The organism is Roseburia lenta, from assembly GCF_014287435.1.
Lineage (GTDB): Bacteria > Bacillota > Clostridia > Lachnospirales > Lachnospiraceae > Pararoseburia > Pararoseburia lenta.
This window is the reverse complement of record NZ_JACOPG010000001.1, coordinates 486,767-506,851: the sequence shown is the minus strand read 5'-3', so window position 1 is coordinate 506,851 and position 20,085 is coordinate 486,767. Positions and strand designations below refer to the sequence as shown.

Below are 20,085 nucleotides of genomic sequence, written 5' to 3'. Positions count from 1 at the left end.
CCCATATATTAGAGTAAATATGGGAGGGGCTTTTTCTTATGGGAGAAACAAGGTTTTCTTTATATAACGATATACAGAGCAGGACAAACGGAGAGATATACATAGGAGTTGTAGGACCGGTGCGTACCGGTAAGTCTACCTTTATCAAACAGTTCATGGAGCAGATGGTGCTTCCGAATATCAAAGAGGAAAATGCCCTGCGACGCACGGTGGATGAATTGCCACAATCAGCACAGGGGCGTACCATCATGACGACGGAGCCTAAGTTTGTGCCAAAAGAGCAGGTAGAGATCGAACTGGAGCATGACCTGACCTGCAAGATCCGCCTGATCGATTGTGTGGGATTTTTGATCCAGGGAGCCAAGGGGGCCATGGAGGGCGATAAGGAGCGTATGGTAAAAACGCCATGGTCAACCCGCGAGATCCCTTTTGAAAAAGCGGCTACGATCGGGACAGAAAAGGTCATTTCGGATCATGCAACGATCGGGGTGGTCATCACCTGTGACGGCACCTTTGGAGAGTTGGATCGCGAGGCATTTGTGGAGGCAGAAAGACGCACGGTGGAAAAACTGCGTGCCATCGGAAAGCCCTATGTTATGATCATCAATTCCGGGCATCCCCACAGCGAGGAGACCAAAAAACTAGCAGAAGATCTGGAAGCGGAATACCGGTGCAGTGTGCTTCCTATGAATTGTCAGCAGATGGTCAAAAAAGATTTTGAAGAACTTTTGTCGCGTGTCTTATATGAATTTCCGGTCAGTGGCATCTCTTTTTCCATTCCAAAATGGGTGGAAATGCTGCCGGCAGATCATGAGATCAAGCAGAGCATTGCTTCTTATGCAAAGAGGATCTTAGCCGATACGACAAAAGTGCGGGATATTTTTGCCATTGATTTTTCCCAGCCGGAGGACTACATAGAAAAGACAACATTGACGGGTGTGGATCTGGCAACCGGACGGATCTCCATTTCCATCAGTCTGGAGGAGTCTTTCTACTATGAAAATATCTCGCAGTTAGCGGGCATGCCGATCACAGGCGAATATCAACTCTTATCCTACATTGGCAATCTGTCAAACCTGCGCAGATCCTATGAAAAGGTGGCAGATGCCATGCAGTCCGTGGAGCAAAAGGGCTACGGGGTGGTATCGCCGGAACTGTCTGATATCACCATGGAAGAACCGGTGCTGATTCGCCATGGTAATAAGTTTGGGGTCAAGATGAAAGCCTTATCGCCGTCCATTCATATGATCCGTGCCAACATTGAGACAGAGATCGCGCCGATCGTCGGCAGTGAACAGCAGGCGCAGGATCTGATCGACTATATCAAGGAGGGACAAAAGACCAAGGAAGGTGTCTTTGAGACCAATATTTTTGGTAAGTCGGTTGGTGAACTGATGGAGGACGGTATGCGCAGTAAGATCGCCGCCATGGATGATGAATGTCAGTTGAAGTTGCAGGATACCATGCAAAAAATCGTCAATGACAACAATGGTGGATTGATTTGCATTATTATATAGGTACAAATTCCAACTTTTGTGGTAATACGGATTTAATATATACTTTATGATACGGAATACAAATGAAAAATGCGTTCTCTTGTGCAAAAGATTGCGCAGGAGGATGACAAGATGGATCTGATGATCCGCGTTCATGACACCGGCATCGGTATGAACCATGAATTTATCACAAGGATCTTCCGTCCCCTTGAACAGGAGTCCATGGAGACGGCAAAGATATTATGTGCAGAGTGGATCGCTGATTGGAAAGGATGCATTTTCGGATGCCGGTCGTGTAAAGACATTGGTACTGCCTAAGAGTGCAGATGTGACATTGGAGAAAGCAGGATTTTTTGGAAAAGGGGTGCATGATCGTAAAATGTGGCTGAAATTGCGATACGCACCCATCGCTTATGTGTGCAAAAATTAGACATAAAACCCCGCGTGTCGTACAAAATTCGACAAATTATTACACAATTCTAAACGAATGAGGAAGATTGTTTATATTTATTAAAAAAGTTTGAAATTATATAAACTAAGTGTTAAAATCATAACGAAATGAGGGATAAGTCCTCAAGATAGAACAACGTATAAATACAAGTAAGGGAGGAATGTAATTATGTTGTTTCAGATTTACGGCAGCACATCTGCTACACAGCTTTTAGGCTGGGTACTTGTGTTTGCAGGACTCATTATCATGAATGAGATTGGTCGTCGTACAAAGGCCGGCGGAATTTTAATTTTCGTTATCATTCCAATCATTCTGACAGTTTACTTTATTGGTATGCATTTAGGCGCATTTGGCGGTGCATCCAATACAACTATGGAGTACATGGATGGATGGTTCCATTACTTCAAACTCTATGCAGCAGATATCGGATGTGTCGGCTTCATGATGATCAAGTACAAGTGGGGCATTGGTGCCAAAGATTGGTTCAAGCCATTCCCATGGTTGATCGTAGCAGCCAACATCATGATCGCAGTTGTTTCTGACCTTGAGTCAGCAGTACATGCTTTCGCAATCACAGGCGACCTTTCAGGTGCTTGGTGGGCATCCAACGAAGGTGTATTCCTTTATGGTGGATGGTGGAACGTACTCAACGCTATCGCTGGTCTCATCAACATCTTCTGTATGACAGGCTGGTGGGGAATCTACTCATCAAAGGACAAGAACACAGAAGATATGTTGTGGCCTGATATGACTGTATGGTTCATCGTTGCATACGATATTTGGAACTTCCAGTATACATATGCTAACTTACCTACACATACATGGTATTGTGGTGTTGCACTTCTTCTTGCTCCTACATTTGCTAACGCACTTTGGAACAAGGGTGGTTGGATTCAGAACCGTGCTAACACACTTGCAATCTGGTGTATGTTCGCTCAGGTATTCCCATTGTTCCAGTTGAGCAAGACTTTCTCAGTTCTTCCATCTGTTTACGGTGGAGCAGCAGCAAAGGGTTACTCAGCACTTGATCTTTATGACAAGGCAATCGCTGTTTACAACAGTGGCGTAAATACTTCTAACGAAGTTATCGCTGACATGGGAATCACAGCAAACCCAACAGCACAGGGTGTTGTCTCAATCCTTGCACTTGTAGCAAACGTAATCTGCATCTCTGTTATCATCAAGAGATCTATCGAGCAGAAGAAGAACCCATACAAGAACGATATCTGGGTTGGTACAAGAGATTACGAGCAGGCTATGGCAAGAGCAGCAAAGTAATTTACTTTGTATAAGATACGATAAGTATGACGAGAGGTCGGGCAGTATTGCCCGGCTTCTTTTTTTATGTTAGACTTAGAAGTAAATTTGAAGAAGATGGAAAGCGGAGGAGAAGGGATGAATCCAGTATATGAAAAACTATGTGCCTGCTATGAAAGTATCCGTGCGCGTATTCCGTTTACCCCGGAAATAGCATTGGTACTTGGCTCCGGGCTAGGTAATTATGCCAGCAAAATGGAAGTGGTCGAGCAGATCCCTTATGGGGATATTGCGGGATTTCCGGTATCGACAGCACCGGGACATGTCGGACAGTTTGTCTTTGGCTATGTTGAGGGGGTGCCGATCGTTGCCATGCAAGGACGTGTGCATTATTACGAGGGCTATGATATGACGGATGTGGTGCTGCCGATCCGTCTGATGAAGATGATGGGGGCAGAAATCTTATTTTTGACCAATGCAGCAGGCGGTATCAGACAGGGATTTTCTGCGGGAGATCTGATGATGATCACCGGGCAGATCGCGACCTTTGTGCCATCGCCGCTGCGCGGTGCCAATATCGCAGAATTGGGAAATCGCTTCCCGGATATGAGCCATATCTATGATGAAGACTTGCAGCAGATCATCCGCAAGTCCGCCTGTCAGTTGGATATTCCTTTGCGGGAGGGTACTTATATCCAGTTGCCGGGACCAAATTATGAGTCGCCGCAGGAGATCGGTATGTGTCGCGTTTTGGGGGCAGATGCTGTAGGTATGAGTACAGCTTGCGAAGCCGTCGCTGCCAATCATATGGGCATGAAGATCGCTGGAATCTCCTGCATTTCCAATCTGGCGGCAGGGATTTCACCACACCCTCTGACAGAGGAAGAAGTGATTGAAGCCGGTAAGATGGTTGAGCGTGATTTTTCTGCACTTGTGACCTGTGCCATCGGTCATATGCATGAAGCGGGTAAATAAGGACGGATCCGGTGGGGATTTAAGGATCCGATAAAATAGGAGAAAGGATATTTAGGGGAATGAATATACGTTTTTACAATGCAAAGATGCTCTTGCCGGGACAGGGGCACGGCTTTGAGATCAAAGAAGGGGAATTGTGGGTCAGGGACAATGCAATCTGCTATATTGGGGATGGCAAGGATCTGTCGCATGTCTTTTCAGGGGACGAGATCGTGATCTGGGATCGTGAGATCGATGCCAAAGGCAATCTTTTGATGCCGGGATTTAAGGATGCGCATACGCATACGGCAATGACCTTCCTGCGCTCTTATGCAGACGACCTGCCCTTACAGCGCTGGTTAAATGAGGCAGTTTTTCCAAGGGAGGGACAACTGACGGCAGATGATATTTACTGGCTGGATATTTTGGGTATCATGGAATATCTGACGAGCGGAATCACCGCGAATTTTGATATGTATTTCTTCCCGGAGTCAAATGCCAAGGCTTCGATCGATTGCGGTTTCCGGACGGTGCAGACCTCGGGCTTTAATAACTTTTCCAGCAGTCTGGAAGAACTGGAAGAAGACTATTACCGCGTAAATGAGATGGGAGAACTGGCTTCCTTTATCCTTGGTTTTCATGCGGAATATACGACTTCAAGAGACCGTATGGAGGGACTGGCGGCACTTGCCAATAAGGTCAAATCTCCTGTCTTTTTACACAATGCCGAGACGGCACTTGAGGTAAAAGAATGTAAGGAAAGATGGGGCATGACACCGACCGGTCTGACGGATGCCCTGGGTATGTATACTTACGGCGGTGGCGGCTATCATTGCATCCATATGGAGGATGGCGATTTTGAGATCTTTAAGAAGCGGCAGCTGACCGCGGTGACCAATCCGGCATCCAACCTAAAACTTGCCAGCGGCATTGCACCGATCAAGCGTTATCTGGATGAGGGGATCGCGCTTGCCATCGGAACAGATGGTCCGGCAAGCAATAATTGTCTGGATATGTTCCGGGAAATGTTCCTTACAACAGCACTTGCCAAGGTAAAGGAGCAGGATGCGGCTTGTGTCCCGGCAGAAGAGGTACTTTATATGGCAACGGCGGCAGGCGCGCAGTGTATGGGACTGGCGGATTGCGATAGTCTTGCCGTGGGCAAGAAGGCAGACATTATCATGATCGATCTGATGCAGCCTAATATGCAGCCGGAAAATGATATTGCAAAGAATATCGTTTACAGTGGCAGCAAGCAGAATGTGATCATGACTATGGTAAACGGACGGATTCTTTATGAAAACGGACAGTTTGAGATTGGTTTTGATCCAAAAGAGATCTACGCCAAGGCGAATGCCGTTATCGGGCGTATGAAATAAAGAAGAAAGAGGACAGATTATGTTACGGGTTACTTATGTTTGGCACTCGTGTTTTGTAGTGGAACTGGATAAGAGCATTCTGGTCTTTGACTATTTCCCCAAGGAAGCCGTAGAGACAGTGCACTTTGAGGGAAAGATGCCGGAACTGGATGCGAATAAGCATATTTATGTCTTTGCCAGCCACAGCCACAAGGATCATTTTTCTCTGGAGGTCTTGCGCTGGCGGGAAAAATATTCGCAGATCAGTTATATTTTTTCCAAGGATATCCGCTTGGGACGAGCATATCTTTTACGAAATGGCTTTGACCCGGAGATCAAAAAGCAGATCCATTTTGTATCGGTTATCGAGAAGTATGAGATCGGCGATCTGGTGGTAGAGACGCTGCGCTCGACGGATGCAGGCGTGGCATATCTGGTGCAGGCAGAAGGACTTAGTATTTATCATGCAGGCGATCTGCACTGGTGGAATTCCGGTATGGAAGGCGAACTTTACACCAAGACTTACGGGGATGCCTACAAGCGTGAGCTGAACCGCATCAAGAACCGTCACATTGATCTGGCATTTGTGGTTTTGGATCCGCGTCTGGGGGATGCCTATTATCTGGGCATGGAATATTTCCTTAAAAATATGGATGTGGATCTGGTATTCCCGATGCATATGTGGAAGCAGTATGACCTGATCGACCGCTTCAAGCGCAGACCGGAACTGGTAGGACTTTCACAAAAGGTTGTGGATATTGACCGGGAGAATATCATATTTGACTTGAATTAGGAGAAAAGAAAATGCATGTTACAATTTTTACAGACGGCGCAGCAAGAGGCAATCCTGATGGACCGGGAGGCTATGGTGCGATCTTACAGGTGAGAGACAGTGCGGGAAATCTGCATGAAAAGGAATTGTCCTGTGGCTACAAGAAGACAACCAATAACCGAATGGAACTTCTGGGCGTTATCCGTGCTTTGCAGGCACTCAACAAGCCTTGTCAGGTGACCATTTATTCTGATTCCAAGTATGTTGTGGATGCCTTTAACCAGCATTGGGTCGACAATTGGCTGAAAAAGAACTGGGTGAAATCAGATAAGAAGCCGGTCAAAAATGTCGATCTTTGGAAAACTCTTTTAGAGGCAAAAGCACCACATCAGGTGCAATTTGTCTGGGTCAAAGGTCATGACGGACATCCGGAGAATGAGCGGTGCGATCAACTCGCAACCAGTGCGGCAGACCAGCCGGAAGCATATTTATTAGATGATGTGCCACTCATTGCTGCAGATGAAAAACAGATGGCTCTGCCATTTTAAAGAAAAGATCCTGCTATCAGTAGTGATAGCGGGATCTTTTTGTGATAAGAAAGAAACTGGTCACACACAAAGCAAGTGCTTCGGCGACTAATACGGCAGACCAGATACCGTCGATGCCAAAGTAGACCGGCAAAAGCAGAATGCAGATGACTTCAAATACAAGCGTGCGCAGAAAGGATATAGTAGCAGAGACCATGCCGTTGTTCAGCGCTGTGAAGAAGGAAGATCCGAATATGTTAAAGCCGTTAAGCAGATATACAAAGGCATAGATGCGGAATCCGTGTATAGTCATGGCTAAAAGTTCGGAGTCGTAACCTACGAAGAAGCGGGCAAAAGGCAGGGCGAAGATATGGGAAATAATGGTCATGCCGATGCCCCAGACTGCGATGAGACGCAGGCTTTTTTTGCGCATATTTTTGAGTTCGTCGTGATTACCGGCACCATAATGGAAACTGATGATCGGCGCACTGCCGAGGGAGTATCCTAAAAATATGGCTACAAAGATGAAGTTGACATACATGATCGTACTATAAGCAGCAACACCATTTTCTCCGGCAATCTTCATCAACTGCGTATTGTAGAGTACAGTAACGACGGAGGAGGAGAGTTCTGTCATAAGTTCGGAGGAACCATTGGTGCAGGTCTTTAGAATGGATCCGGCATCAAAAGAAGTCCGTCCCAAGCGTAGAAGACTGTGATTTCTTCCAGCAAAATACAGGATAGGAACCAGTCCGCCAATAATCTCGCCGCAGACGGTTGCAATCGCAGCACCTTTTAAACCAAGTCCGAAAACAGCGACAAACAAAAAGTCTAAAACCATGTTGGTGATGCCGGCAGACAGGACGACGTCTAGTCCGAGTCGCGGCTTTTCAGCAGTAATAAAGAAACACTGGAAAACATTCTGCAACATAAAGCAGGGCATGGAGAGAAAGCAGATTCTTCCATATAAAATGCAGTAATCCAGTAACTGTCCGGAGGCTCCAAAGAGTCTGGATACTGTTGGAACCAGAAGAAAAGCCAGAGCGGACAGGAGAATGCCTGCTATGGCTGTCGTATATACAATGAGGGAGAAGGTCTTGTTGGCTTTTTCTTTTTCTCCCTCACCAAGCAGTCTGCCGACGAGAGCGCTGCCGCCGGTTCCCATCATGAAGCCGAGTGCCCCGACAGCCATGATAAAAGGATAGATGATATTGATGGCGGCAAGGGCGGTCTTGCCGGCAAAGTTTGATACAAATAATCCATCAATGACACTATAGATAGAGGTAAAGATCATCATGATGATGGATGGAAATGTAAAACGGAGTAATTTGCTATAAGTAAAATGTTCTGAAAGTTGAATCTTCATTGTTTCGTGTCCTTTCCTAATAGATCTGAAAAAGCGGCGCGCAGATGCGAAATATAGGTGTTACTTGATTGGAGCAGGACTTCTGCGTCCGCGGGTGTCATGGTATCGAAGGAGCGGTTCTCACAGTCGATGACAGGACGTATTTTTGCATAAATGATGTCCTGACCGAGTGGGGTGAGATAGATGTTTCTACTACGTCCCTTGCCCGGACGCAGGGTAATCAGTCCGTCTTTTTCCATCTGATGAATGGTGGAGTTGATGGTCTGTTTGGAAAGGAAGGTATGGTCTGCAATATCTTTTTGACGGCAGCCGTCGCCCAACTGGCAGATGGCATAATAGATATCAAAGGCACTGTGGGAAAGTCCAAGGCTTTGCGCAGTTTCCTGATAAATTAAATTGATCTCCCGAAAGATGCGATTGTATTCTTTGAGAGCAGTATTCATGGTTATAGATGAATTTTGCATCGTAGATCACTCCTTAAGTCTGATTTCGTACTTGGAAGATCATAGTCCGATTTCGTACTTATGTCAAGGAATTTTGATGCGATAGAAAAAATGGCAAAGACCAAGTTGGCAGAAGTAAAATAATGGATAGAGCATCTTGAAATGAAGATATGATTTCTATATAATAGTAATGTTACAAATACCATGTCATAAGGAGGCATAAGATATGATCGTAAGCAGTTTTTTGTCTTATCTGATATTATTCGTTATATTGGTAGCCATCGCTGTATGTGGAGCGATGCTTGGCGTTAAGTTAGCCAAGAGAAAAAATGCGAAGAATGCGCAGCAAAATACAGTAGCAGAAGATACAACTGCTCAAGAATAGAGTTTCGGAGGAAGATACGTTGAAGAAGTATGGAGTAAACGAATTAAGAAGAATGTACTTGGAGTTCTTCGAGAGCAAGGGACATCTTGCCATGAAGAGTTTTTCCCTAGTACCACACAATGACAATAGTTTATTACTGATCAATGCCGGTATGGCACCACTTAAGCCATATTTTACAGGACAGGAGATCCCACCAAGACGTCGTGTGACAACATGTCAGAAGTGTGTAAGAACAGGAGATATTGAAAATGTTGGTAAGACAGCACGCCATCTGACATTTTTTGAGATGCTTGGTAATTTCTCTTTTGGGGATTACTTTAAGGAAGAAGCGATCACATGGTCATGGGAGTTCTTGACAGAGGTTCTCGGCATGGAGCCGGACCGTCTCTACCCATCTATCTATGGAGAGGATGACGAGGCATTTGAAATCTGGAACAAAAAGATCGGTGTACCTGCAGAAAAGATCACTCGTTTTTATCGTGACCCGGAGACCGGAGAATGTGATAACTTCTGGGAGCATGGTGCAGGACCTTGCGGACCGTGTTCTGAAATCTATTATGATCGTGGAGAAAAATACGGCTGTGGCAAACCGGATTGTAAGGTCGGCTGTGAATGTGACCGTTTCATGGAAGTATGGAACAACGTATTTACACAGTTCTACGGCGATGGCAAGGGTGGCTACAGCGAGTTAGAGCAGAAGAATATTGATACCGGTATGGGACTGGAGCGTCTGGCAGTTGTTATGCAGGATGTAGATTCCGTATTTGATATTGATACCATGAAGGCTATCCGTGACCGCATCTGCGAACTCTGCGGCAAGAAATATCAGGTAGATGCCTTGGATGATGTTTCCATCCGTCTGATCACAGACCACATCCGTTCCTCAACATTTTTGGTATCTGACGGTGTTATGCCATCCAATGAGGGACGCGGCTATGTGCTCCGTCGTCTGATCCGTCGTGCAGCACGTCACGGCAGAATGCTTGGCATCAAGGATTCTTTCCTTGCAAATCTTTCCAATACGGTTATTGAGGAATGTAAGGACGGTTATCCGGAATTAGAAGAAAGAAAAGAGTTCATCTTCAAGGTACTGACCGAAGAAGAAGAAAAGTTCAATAAAACGATCGATCAGGGTCTTGCCATCTTAGCACAGATGGAGCAGGACATGGTCGCAGCGGGATCCAAGGAACTTTCCGGCGAGAATACTTTCAAGTTGTATGACACTTATGGATTCCCGGTAGATCTGACACAGGAGATCCTGGAAGAAAAGGGATTCTCTTATGATGAAGCAGGATTTCAGGCCTGTATGGAAGAACAGCGTCAGAAGGCAAGAGCCGCTCGTAAAGCAACCAACTATATGGGCGCAGACGCATCTGTATTTGAAAATGTAGACCTTTCCATCACATCCGAATTTACCGGATACGACAAGTTGGAGGATATCGGTAAGGTGACAGTACTGGCTACGGCAAAAGAAGATGCCGAGGGCAAGGTGGTATCTGAACTTGCAGACCGCATCGCTGAGGGCGAGAATGGAACCATCGTATGTGATGTGACACCATTTTACGCTACCATGGGTGGTCAGCAAGGTGACAAGGGCGTGATCTATACAGATGGCGGCAAGTTCATCGTAGATGACACCGTAAAACTTGTCGGAGGCAAGTATGGTCATGTCGGACATATGGAACAGGGCATGATCGAGGTTGGACAGGAAGTGACCCTGTCTGTGGACAAGACCAATCGTATGAATATCTGCCGCAACCATTCTGCAACACACTTATTGCAGAAGGCTTTGCAGGAGGTATTGGGCAACCATGTAGCACAGTCCGGTTCTTTCCAGGACGGTGAGCGCACCAGATTTGACTTTACGCATTTCTCTGCTATGACAGCGGAGGAATTACAACAGGTCGAGGATATGGTAAATGCCAAGATCGCAGAGCATCTGCCGGTCGTAACAGAGATCATGACACAGGAAGAAGCCAAAAAGACCGGTGCTATGGCACTCTTTGGCGAAAAGTACGGCGAGAAGGTCCGTGTGGTTTCCATGGGCGATTTCTCCAAGGAATTCTGCGGTGGTACTCATGTTGCCAATACCGGAGATATCATGGCATTCAAGATTCTTTCTGAAAATGGCGTTGCTGCCGGTGTCAGACGTATCGAGGCACTGACCGGAGATAATGTACTTGCTTACTATGCAAATATGGAAGCAGAGATGCAAAAGGCTGCCAAGACCGTAAAGGCGACTCCTGCAAATCTGGTAGAGCGTCTGGAAAAACTTATGGCTGAGGTCAAGGAACTCCAGAGCGAAAACGAATCCTTAAAGGCAAAGGCAGCACAGAGTGCTCTTGGTGATGTTATGGATTCCGTGGTAGAAGTATCCGGTGTGAAACTTTTAGCAACATCTGTTGACGGTGTAGATATGAATGGTCTGCGTGATCTGGGCGATGATCTTAAGAATAAACTGGGCGAGGGCGTGATTGTACTTGCATCTGCAAAGGACGGCAAGGTCAATCTCGTTGCTATGGCAACCGACGGTGCCATGAAAGCCGGTGCTCATGCAGGAAACCTGATCAAGTCGATCGCAGGTCTTGTAGGCGGTGGCGGCGGCGGTCGTCCAAATATGGCCCAGGCAGGCGGTAAGAATCCGGCAGGCATTCCGGATGCTATCGCAGCAGTAGCAGATGCACTTGCAGGGCAGTTGGGTTAAGGCTGATCTGCTGTTGAAGAAATTGACAGTTTCTGAAGAAAACTGTTGACGTGTCGCTATTTTATGCTATAATATTTTACTGTGCAAAGATATTTACCCAAACAGTTGAATATGCACAATACCCAACTGGAGGGAGGTTAGGTGTAAGACTATGTCAAGTGTAACAGTTAAAGAGAACGAATCTTTAGATAGCGCATTACGTAGATTTAAGCGCAATTGTGCTAAGGCAGGTATCCAGCAGGAGATCCGCAAGAGAGAGCACTATGAAAAGCCAAGCGTAAAGCGTAAGAAGAAGTCTGAAGCTGCTAGAAAACGTAAATACAACTAAAATTGAAATTGCGTTTAGTAAGAGATGTGATGCAAGTCACATCTCTTTTTTTTTCGAGCGTTATCGGGTATAATAATAATCATGAAAACAATCGATGAAGATATCAAAACAGGACAATTTAAAGCAGCCTATCTTTTATACGGAGATGAGGATTATCTTAAGAAGCAATATCGGGACAAATTAACCAAAGCCCTCATGGGGCAGGGCGATACCATGAACTTTGCCAAGTATGAGGGCAAGGATTCATCCATAGAGGAGATCATCAGTTTTGCGGATACTATGCCTTTTTTTGCAGACAGACGAGTGGTACTGGTTGAGGATTCCGGTTTCTTTAAGTCTTCACAGGAGACTTTGGCAGATTATTTTTCCAATATCCCGGAGACGACCTGCATGGTCTTTGTGGAGAGTGACGTGGATAAACGTTCCAAGGCTTACAAAGCGATCGCAAAGGCAGGCAGTGCGGTGGATTTTTCCATGCCGGATGAGAGGATGCTGACTTCCTGGATGATGGCGCGTGTCAAGGCGGCGGGAAAGACGATGACGCGGGATGCTTGGAATGAGTTTTTTGAGCGCAGCAATGATTCCATGGATCACATGGATATGGAAATGGAAAAACTTCTTTCTTATGTATATGATAAGGATGGAATCACTTTGGAAGATGTGGAGGCGATCTGTACCAAACAGGTGCACACCAAGGTCTTTGACATGATCTCTTTTGTGGCATCCAAGAATCTGCCAAAGGTATTGGATCTATATCATGATATGCTGGCAACAAAGGAACCGCCGATCCGTATTCTGGCGCTGATCATCCGACAGTTTGACCAGATGTACGTCATGAAGGATATGGCATCGCAGGGGATGAATGTACAGACGATCGCAGGCAAGATGGGCATCCGTGATTTTATTGTGCGAAAGAATCTGGGACTTGCAAGGAATTTTACCATGGAACAGATCCGGGCTTTATTGGAAGATGCGGCAGATCTGGATGAGAGAGCAAAGACAGGACGGATCAACGACCAGTTGGCAGTCGAGATGCTGATGATCAAATGGGCGGGTTGAACCGGGAAAATGCGTAAAGAAAAACACCAGTATGACGGTACTGGTGTTTCTTTTTGTTTATGTTCAAAAAAATTAAGCAATAGAATTAACAGCCTTGGTAAGACGAGATACCTTTCTTGCTGCATTGTTCTTGTGGTAGAGACCCTTGCTTGTTGCCTTGTTGATCTCAGAAATAGCAACGATGAGTGCTTCATTAGCAGCTTCCTTATCCTTGTTAGCAACGGCTGCTTCTACCTTTTTGATACAAGTCTTAACCTTAGACTTGATTGCTTTATTTCTAGCAGTCTTGATCTCTGTAACTAATACTCTCTTCTTAGCAGATTTAATGTTAGCCAATCTGTACACCTCCAATGTCTTGATATAAAAATAATAGTAACTCTGTTGTAACAAAGCCGGACACGGACAGTCTGTTACAAACATACTAGATTATTTTAGAGCAGTAAGCCTTGTCTGTCAATACATATTTCATAAAAAAGTGCAAACAATAAGGAAAAGATTTGAAGAAACGAGGGCATGATGCGGGATGTTTCAGATTCGAACAGACCTTGCGGTGGAAACATCGGAAAAACGACCGGATGGGAAGGAAGTATCCGGGATCCGGGTGGAGAAGAAAAAGAGAGGCGAGGATGTGGTCATCACAAAAGTATGCATTGACACACAAAAGGCGGCAAAGACATTGGGAAAGCCGCGGGGGACTTATGTCAGTATCGAAGCGGATCAGATGATGGAAGAAGACAGCGGCTACCATCGGGAAATCTCGGAAATCTTTTCCGAGCAGTTGAAGACCTTTTTGCCAAAAGATTATAGAAATGCCAAGATCTTAGTCATTGGTTTGGGAAACCGGGAGGTCACGCCGGATGCCCTGGGTCCGAAAGTGATCGATCATCTGTTTATCACCAGACATTTGTTGGAGGAGTTCGGAAAATATCTGGTGGAACTGGATCAGTGCTGCAGTATCAGTGGCATTGTGCCGGGGGTCATGGCGCAGACAGGCATGGAGACCGTGGAGATCCTGCGTGGAATTGTTGCCGAAACCAAGCCGGATCTGGTCATTGCAGTGGATGCGCTTGCTGCGCGCAGCATCAAAAGGCTCAACCGGACGATCCAGATCACAGATACAGGCATCATTCCGGGATCCGGTGTTGGCAATTACCGTAATGCCATTACCGAGGAGCATCTGGGCATCCCTGTGATCGCGATCGGCATTCCGACAGTCGTTGATGCAGCGACCATCATTGCGGATTTTTGTATGGGGCTCATGGAGGAAAACAAATCAGAACCGGAGGAGATGGAAGCCTCTGTGCGTAGCCTGATCTCGCCCAAGTTAAATACCATGTATGTGACATCCAAAGACATTGACGAGGCGGTCAACCGCCTGAGTTTTACGATATCGGAAGGACTCAACATGACTTTTGTCCCAAGAGTCTAGTCACAGGGACGTTCCTTTTGCCATAAGGAGCGTCCCCTTTGGCATAGGCAGGCATATCTCGAAAAAAAACGCATATATTGGTGCGTGGGGAAAAGGAGAGATTTGTGAGTGCCAAGTGGTCTTTGTATTATCAATTATTAAAATTATGTGTGCCGGTGTTCTGCTTTCAAACGACAGAGGCATCTTTGTCAGACCTGCTCTTACAGCAGATGGAATTGGCAACACCGGTCATGGCATATGTCTATGGGGAAGATGAGGCAAAAGATGAACTGACTCTGCTGGCTGCCATAGAAAATTCCGGCAAGCAAGAAGATACAAAAAATGCCGACATAGAAATCAGTGCGGATGCGCAAAAGGCAAATGGGGATGAGGAGGAGACACAGGATCCGATCGCTGCGGCCGGGGCAGAAAATGTGGCTGCTACAGCGACACCGGTTTGGACAAAGCAGGCAGAGGTTAATCGGGATAAACTGCTGGACTTTGATTATCTGGTCAAAAACTTTTATCGGATTGACCGCACAACGACGATCGATTCCTCGGAACTGAATCCGGGGCAACTTTTAGCAAAAGACCTGACCATTGATACAAATGTGGGAGGACCGGTCATTTTGATCTATCATACACATTCACAGGAAGGATTTGTGGACTCGGATGGATCGGAAGGGATGACGGTCATGGGGCTGGGGGATCGCCTGACAAGCCTTTTGCAGGATACCTATGGGATTCCTGTCTTGCATCATCGGGGCAAATATGACGTGGATGGGCGCGATTATGCCTATTCCAACGCGGAACCGGAGATCAGGCAGGTCTTGGCGGACAATCCGACCATACAGGTTGTGATCGATCTACATAGAGATGGTGTGGGGGATGATGTCCATCTGGTGACGGATATAGGTGGCAAGCAGACGGCAAAGATCATGTTCTTCAATGGGCTGAGCAGAACGACATCGACCGGTCCGATCGATTATCTGCAAAATCCGAATCTGCAGGATAATCTGGCAACTTCTCTGCAAATGCAGATCGCGGCGGCAGAACTGTATCCGGGCTTTACCAGACCGGTCTTTTTGAAGGGCTATCGTTATAATATGCATATGTGCCCCAAGTCCATGCTGATCGAGGTGGGGGCGCAGACCAACACCTTTGAGGAGGTCTATAATGCCATGGATCCGCTCGCCAATATCCTTGCCTATGTACTATTGGGACAATCGCACACTTGAGAAGACGCGTATTCCTATGGTATAATCTTACCAAATGAGCAAATTTTCGATAGGAAATGCGGAGGATAAATTTTCATGGCAATAGATCAGAGCAAAATTCGTAACTTTTGTATTGTAGCCCATATCGATCACGGCAAGTCAACACTGGCAGACCGTATCATTGAGATGACGGGCCTGCTTACCGATCGTGAGATGCAGGCACAGGTCTTGGATAATATGGATCTGGAGCGTGAGCGTGGTATCACGATCAAGTCTCAGGCGGTGCGTATCATCTACAAGGCAAAAGACGGGGAAGAATATATTTTCAACTTGATCGACACACCGGGACACGTGGATTTCAACTATGAGGTATCGCGTAGTCTGGCGGCATGTGACGGCGCTATTCTGGTGGTGGATGCGGCACAGGGAATCGAGGCACAGACGCTGGCAAATGTCTATCTGGCATTGGATCACGATCTGGATGTCCTTCCGGTCATCAACAAGATCGATCTGCCAAGTGCGGAGCCGCAGCGTGTCAAAGACGAGATCGAGGATGTGATCGGCTTAGAGGCGCAGGATGCACCGCTGATCTCTGCCAAGACCGGTCTGAATGTAGAGGAAGTCTTAGAGCAGATCGTTAGCAAATTGCCGGCACCGACCGGTGATCCAAAGGCACCGCTGCAGGCATTGATCTTTGACTCTTTGTATGATGCATACAAGGGCGTGATCGTTTTTTGCCGTATCAAGGAGGGAACGCTTCGTCCCGGAGATCAGGTGCTGATGATGGCAACAGGCGCGACAGCGGATGTTGTAGAAGTCGGTTATTTTGGAGCCGGACAATTTATCCCTTGTGATGAACTTTCTGCTGGCATGGTCGGCTATATGACAGCCAGCATCAAGAACGTCAAAGATACCCGCGTGGGCGATACGATCACACACAAGAAGCATCCGTGCAAGGAACCTTTGCCGGGCTATAAAAAGGTCAATCCTATGGTCTACTGTGGTCTGTATCCGGCGGATGGAGCCAAGTACCCGGATCTAAGAGACGCATTGGAAAAATTGCAGTTAAATGATGCATCTTTACAATTTGAACCGGAGACATCGGTAGCCCTTGGTTTTGGTTTCCGCTGTGGTTTCCTTGGACTTTTGCATCTGGAAATCATCCAGGAGAGACTGGAAAGAGAGTATAATCTGGATCTGGTGACAACGGCACCGGGCGTTGTTTATCGTGTGTATAAGACGGATGGCACCATGATCGAGTTGACCAATCCATCCAATCTGCCGGATCCGTCAGAGATCGAATACATGGAAGAACCTGTCGTAGAGGCGGAGATCATGGTGACGAGCGAGTATATCGGAGCCATTATGGATCTGTGTCAGGAGCGGCGCGGAACTTACATCAGTATGGAGTATATGGAAGAAACGCGTGCCCTGCTCAAGTACACCCTGCCTTTGAATGAGATCATCTATGATTTCTTTGATGCCTTAAAATCCAGATCCCGCGGCTATGCATCTTTTGACTATGAGATGAAGGGCTATGTCAAGTCTGATCTGGTCAAACTGGATATCCTCATCAATAAGGAAGAAGTGGATGCCCTTTCCTTTATCGTATTCAGTGGAACGGCATACGAACGTGGGCGCAAGATGTGTGAAAAATTAAAAGAAGAGATCCCGCGTCATTTGTTCGAGATCCCGATCCAGGCAGCGGTCGGCAGTAAGGTCATTGCCAGAGAGACGGTCAAGGCTATGCGAAAAGATGTGCTTGCCAAGTGTTATGGCGGTGATATTTCCAGAAAGAAGAAATTGCTTGAAAAACAGAAGGAAGGAAAGAAGCGTATGCGCCAGGTGGGCAATGTAGAGATCCCGCAGGAGGCGTTTATGAGCGTGTTAAAATTGGACGAGGATTAGTAAATATGAAAGAGGTCAGTCTTTATCTACACATTCCATTCTGTGTAAAAAAATGTGATTACTGCGATTTTTTATCAGGAGCCTATGATAATGACATACAAAAAAGATATGCCGAAAGCCTCTGTAAAGAAATCGCTTACATGGGACAGCAACTGCGATCAGTTGCTGTTTCTTCTATATATATTGGTGGCGGTACCCCATCCTGGCTGGATGCATCGGACATGGGAAAGATCATGGATGCCCTACATAAAAATTTTACTATCGGTCAGGATGCTGAGATTTCCATGGAATGTAATCCGGGAACGGTAACGATGGAAAAATTTAGTGCATACCGTAAGATGGGGATCAATCGTTTAAGCATCGGTCTGCAATCGGCTAATGATGACGAACTGCGTCTCTTGGGACGGATCCATAGTTACGAACAGTTTTTGCGGACTTTTGACATGGCACGCAAAAACGGATTTTACAATCTGAACGTGGATATTATGACAGGATTGCCGAGACAGACCCCGGAAAAATTGATGCATACTTTAGAGCAGGTCATTGCCCTGCGACCGGAACATGTCTCTGCCTACTCTTTGATCGTGGAAGAAGGAACCCCTTTTTATGATCGCTATAAATTTGATGCGGTCAAGCAGCATGCTGGGATGAAAACAGAATTTTTGCCGGACGAGGACGAGGAATACCGCCTGTCCAAGATGGCACAAAGCGTTTTGATCGCACACGGCTATCAGCAATATGAGATATCCAACTATGCCAGGGAAGGTTATGCCTGCTATCACAATACCGTTTATTGGCGGCGGGGCGACTATCTGGGACTTGGCATTGGAGCAGCCTCCATGGTAGGCGACCGTCGTATGGCAAATGTGCGGGACATCTATCAGTATATGGATCTGTGTGCGGACAAATTGTCTTCTAATAATATAGAAGAAACAGAAAATCTGACGTCGCCTTTATGGCAGGAAGTAACGAGTCTTTCTAAAAAAGATGCCATGGAAGAATTTATGTTTTTGGGACTGCGCATGAATGCAGGAGTTACCAGAGAGGATTTTGCCAAGTGCTTTTCCTGCTCGATAGAGTCCGTCTATGGCGAGACCATCAAACATTTGCGGCAGGAGGCTTTGCTAGAAGTGGCAGAGGGGCGGATCTTTTTGACCGACAAGGGAATGGATCTGAGCAATTATGCCCTGGCACAGTTCCTCCTGTAAGATCATCTGCGCCAAAGGGGACAGTCCATGTGGCAAAAGGAGCGTCCCTGCACCACAAAAAATTCACAAAAATAAATAAAAAAAATTGTGAGAAGTGTTGACAAAGCAAAAGGGCAGTGATACATTAGGTTTAAAGATATTAGCACTCTAAGTTAATGAGTGCTAACAATCTTAGAAACAAGGAAATCAGATGAGGTATCCGATGGACGAATTAGGTGAGAGAAAAGAGAAAATTTTAAACGCCATCATACAGAACTATCTGGAAACCGGAGAGCCGGTTGGTTCCCGTACCATTTCCAAGATGTCAGATCTGAATCTGAGTTCTGCTACGATTCGTAATGAGATGTCGGATCTTGAGGAACTGGGCTACATCGTACAGCCGCATACTTCTTCAGGGCGTATTCCTTCCGATAAGGGTTACCGTTTCTATGTAGATCACTTGATGGAAGTCAAGGATCGGGAAGTGACCGAGATGAAGGATCTGATGATCGAAAAGACGGAGAAGATGGAACAACTCTTAAAACAGGTCGTCAAGGTACTTGCCAACAATACGCAGTACGCCACGATGATATCTGCACCGAGTGTCCAGCGCAACCGTCTCAAGTTCGTACAGTTATCTGCCGTAGATGAACACCAGATCTTATCGGTGGTCGTTATGGAAGGCAACATCGTAAAGAACAAGATCATTCCGGTTGAGGAACCTCTGAGCAATGAGACTATGTTGAAACTCAACATGCTCTTGAACACCAACTTAAACGGACTTACCGTCGATGAGATCAACTTAGGGCTCATCACCAAGTTAAAAGAGCAGGCGGGTATTCACGAAGAGATCATTGCACAAGTCTTAAATACCGTGGCTGAGACGATTCACGAAGACGACGATCTGGAGATTTACACGAGTGGAGCAACGAATATTTTCAAATATCCGGAACTTTCCGATTCCCAGAGAGCGAGTGAGTTGATCAGTGCTTTTGAAGAAAAGCAGGCGCTGGCAGATCTGATCTCTGAGACACAGGGAGATGAAGAAACCGGCATTCAGGTATATATAGGAAATGAGTCACCGATCCAGACAATGAAAGATTGCAGCGTCGTGACAGCCACCTATGAATTAGGTGAGGGCGTGAAGGGCACGATAGGAATTATCGGACCAAAGCGTATGGATTACGAAAATGTCATGGATAACCTGAAAAATCTTAAGTCGCAGCTTGACAAGATCATGAAAAGGGAATGACATAGGAAGGAGA

Annotated in this window: 19 protein-coding genes; 16 read left to right on the top strand and 3 right to left on the bottom strand. The window is 46.2% G+C overall.

Annotated features, from left to right (window positions below):
* Window positions 1-38 precede the first annotated feature (38 nt).
* From spoIVA to rnhA, 7 genes are all read left to right on the top strand, one after another.
* Window positions 39-1,517, top strand: a complete 1,479-nt coding sequence (gene spoIVA / locus H8R94_RS02530) for a stage IV sporulation protein A (RefSeq protein WP_118280904.1) — start codon at window positions 39-41, stop codon at window positions 1,515-1,517.
* Between the two features lie 111 nt (window positions 1,518-1,628).
* Window positions 1,629-1,814 carry a hypothetical protein gene (locus H8R94_RS02525; RefSeq protein ID WP_186853777.1) on the top strand — a complete coding sequence of 62 codons (186 nt, stop codon included), beginning with the start codon at window positions 1,629-1,631 and terminating at the stop codon, window positions 1,812-1,814.
* 301 nt (window positions 1,815-2,115) lie between these two features.
* Window positions 2,116-3,225 (top strand): DUF5692 family protein, encoded by a 1,110-nt coding sequence (locus H8R94_RS02520; RefSeq protein WP_118280906.1) that lies wholly within the window; start codon window positions 2,116-2,118, stop codon window positions 3,223-3,225.
* Window positions 3,226-3,342: 117 nt separating this feature from the next.
* A complete protein-coding gene (locus H8R94_RS02515; RefSeq protein ID WP_186853776.1) occupies window positions 3,343-4,179 on the top strand; it encodes a purine-nucleoside phosphorylase in 837 nt (278 codons plus the stop codon).
* Between the two features lie 59 nt (window positions 4,180-4,238).
* Window positions 4,239-5,537: an amidohydrolase family protein gene (locus tag H8R94_RS02510; protein ID WP_186853775.1), complete on the top strand. Its 1,299-nt coding sequence runs from the start codon at window positions 4,239-4,241 to the stop codon at window positions 5,535-5,537.
* Window positions 5,538-5,556: 19 nt separating this feature from the next.
* A complete protein-coding gene (locus H8R94_RS02505; protein WP_186853774.1) occupies window positions 5,557-6,309 on the top strand; it encodes an MBL fold metallo-hydrolase in 753 nt (250 codons plus the stop codon).
* An 11-nt stretch (window positions 6,310-6,320) separates the two neighbouring features.
* A complete protein-coding gene (rnhA, locus tag H8R94_RS02500; protein WP_118280909.1) occupies window positions 6,321-6,836 on the top strand; it encodes a ribonuclease HI in 516 nt (171 codons plus the stop codon).
* A gap of 16 nt (window positions 6,837-6,852) precedes the next feature.
* Here rnhA and H8R94_RS02495 read toward each other — a convergent pair whose 3' ends face one another.
* Window positions 6,853-8,181 (bottom strand): MATE family efflux transporter, encoded by a 1,329-nt coding sequence (locus H8R94_RS02495; RefSeq protein WP_186853773.1) that lies wholly within the window; start codon window positions 8,179-8,181, stop codon window positions 6,853-6,855.
* Window positions 8,178-8,645: a MarR family winged helix-turn-helix transcriptional regulator gene (locus tag H8R94_RS02490; RefSeq protein ID WP_118280911.1), complete on the bottom strand. Its 468-nt coding sequence runs from the start codon at window positions 8,643-8,645 to the stop codon at window positions 8,178-8,180. The genes H8R94_RS02495 and H8R94_RS02490 overlap by 4 nt, the downstream gene beginning before the upstream one ends.
* A 205-nt stretch (window positions 8,646-8,850) precedes the next feature.
* On the opposite strand from H8R94_RS02490, the gene H8R94_RS02485 reads away from it, so the two are divergent.
* The 4 genes from H8R94_RS02485 to holA all read left to right on the top strand — a co-directional run bounded on the left by H8R94_RS02485 (window position 8,851) and on the right by holA (window position 13,100).
* Window positions 8,851-9,009 (top strand): vanadium nitrogenase, encoded by a 159-nt coding sequence (locus tag H8R94_RS02485; protein ID WP_118280912.1) that lies wholly within the window; start codon window positions 8,851-8,853, stop codon window positions 9,007-9,009.
* Window positions 9,010-9,028: 19 nt separating this feature from the next.
* On the top strand, window positions 9,029-11,713 hold the full coding sequence (alaS, locus tag H8R94_RS02480) for an alanine--tRNA ligase (protein WP_186853772.1): 2,685 nt from the start codon (window positions 9,029-9,031) through the stop codon (window positions 11,711-11,713).
* Between the two features lie 151 nt (window positions 11,714-11,864).
* Window positions 11,865-12,041 carry a 30S ribosomal protein S21 gene (gene rpsU / locus H8R94_RS02475; RefSeq protein WP_118280914.1) on the top strand — a complete coding sequence of 59 codons (177 nt, stop codon included), beginning with the start codon at window positions 11,865-11,867 and terminating at the stop codon, window positions 12,039-12,041.
* 81 nt (window positions 12,042-12,122) lie between these two features.
* A complete protein-coding gene (gene holA, locus H8R94_RS02470; RefSeq protein ID WP_118280915.1) occupies window positions 12,123-13,100 on the top strand; it encodes a DNA polymerase III subunit delta in 978 nt (325 codons plus the stop codon).
* Window positions 13,101-13,172: 72 nt separating this feature from the next.
* On the opposite strand, the gene rpsT is transcribed toward holA, so the two are convergent.
* Complete coding sequence (gene rpsT / locus H8R94_RS02465; protein WP_118280916.1) at window positions 13,173-13,436, bottom strand: 30S ribosomal protein S20; 264 nt, start codon at window positions 13,434-13,436, stop codon at window positions 13,173-13,175.
* 187 nt (window positions 13,437-13,623) lie between these two features.
* On the opposite strand from rpsT, the gene gpr reads away from it, so the two are divergent.
* The 5 genes from gpr to hrcA all read left to right on the top strand — a co-directional run bounded on the left by gpr (window position 13,624) and on the right by hrcA (window position 20,072).
* Window positions 13,624-14,529, top strand: coding sequence for a GPR endopeptidase (gene gpr, locus H8R94_RS02460; RefSeq protein WP_178009302.1), 906 nt, complete (start codon window positions 13,624-13,626; stop codon window positions 14,527-14,529).
* Between the two features lie 104 nt (window positions 14,530-14,633).
* Window positions 14,634-15,746, top strand: a complete 1,113-nt coding sequence (gene spoIIP, locus H8R94_RS02455) for a stage II sporulation protein P (RefSeq protein ID WP_330592969.1) — start codon at window positions 14,634-14,636, stop codon at window positions 15,744-15,746.
* 75 nt (window positions 15,747-15,821) lie between these two features.
* Window positions 15,822-17,633: a translation elongation factor 4 gene (lepA, locus tag H8R94_RS02450; protein WP_118280918.1), complete on the top strand. Its 1,812-nt coding sequence runs from the start codon at window positions 15,822-15,824 to the stop codon at window positions 17,631-17,633.
* A 5-nt stretch (window positions 17,634-17,638) separates the two neighbouring features.
* Window positions 17,639-18,841, top strand: coding sequence for a radical SAM family heme chaperone HemW (hemW, locus tag H8R94_RS02445; protein ID WP_186853771.1), 1,203 nt, complete (start codon window positions 17,639-17,641; stop codon window positions 18,839-18,841).
* Window positions 18,842-19,043: 202 nt separating this feature from the next.
* Entirely contained in the window at window positions 19,044-20,072 is a 1,029-nt protein-coding gene (gene hrcA, locus H8R94_RS02440; RefSeq protein ID WP_118280920.1) for a heat-inducible transcriptional repressor HrcA, read from the top strand.
* The last annotated feature ends 13 nt before the right edge of the window (window positions 20,073-20,085 follow it).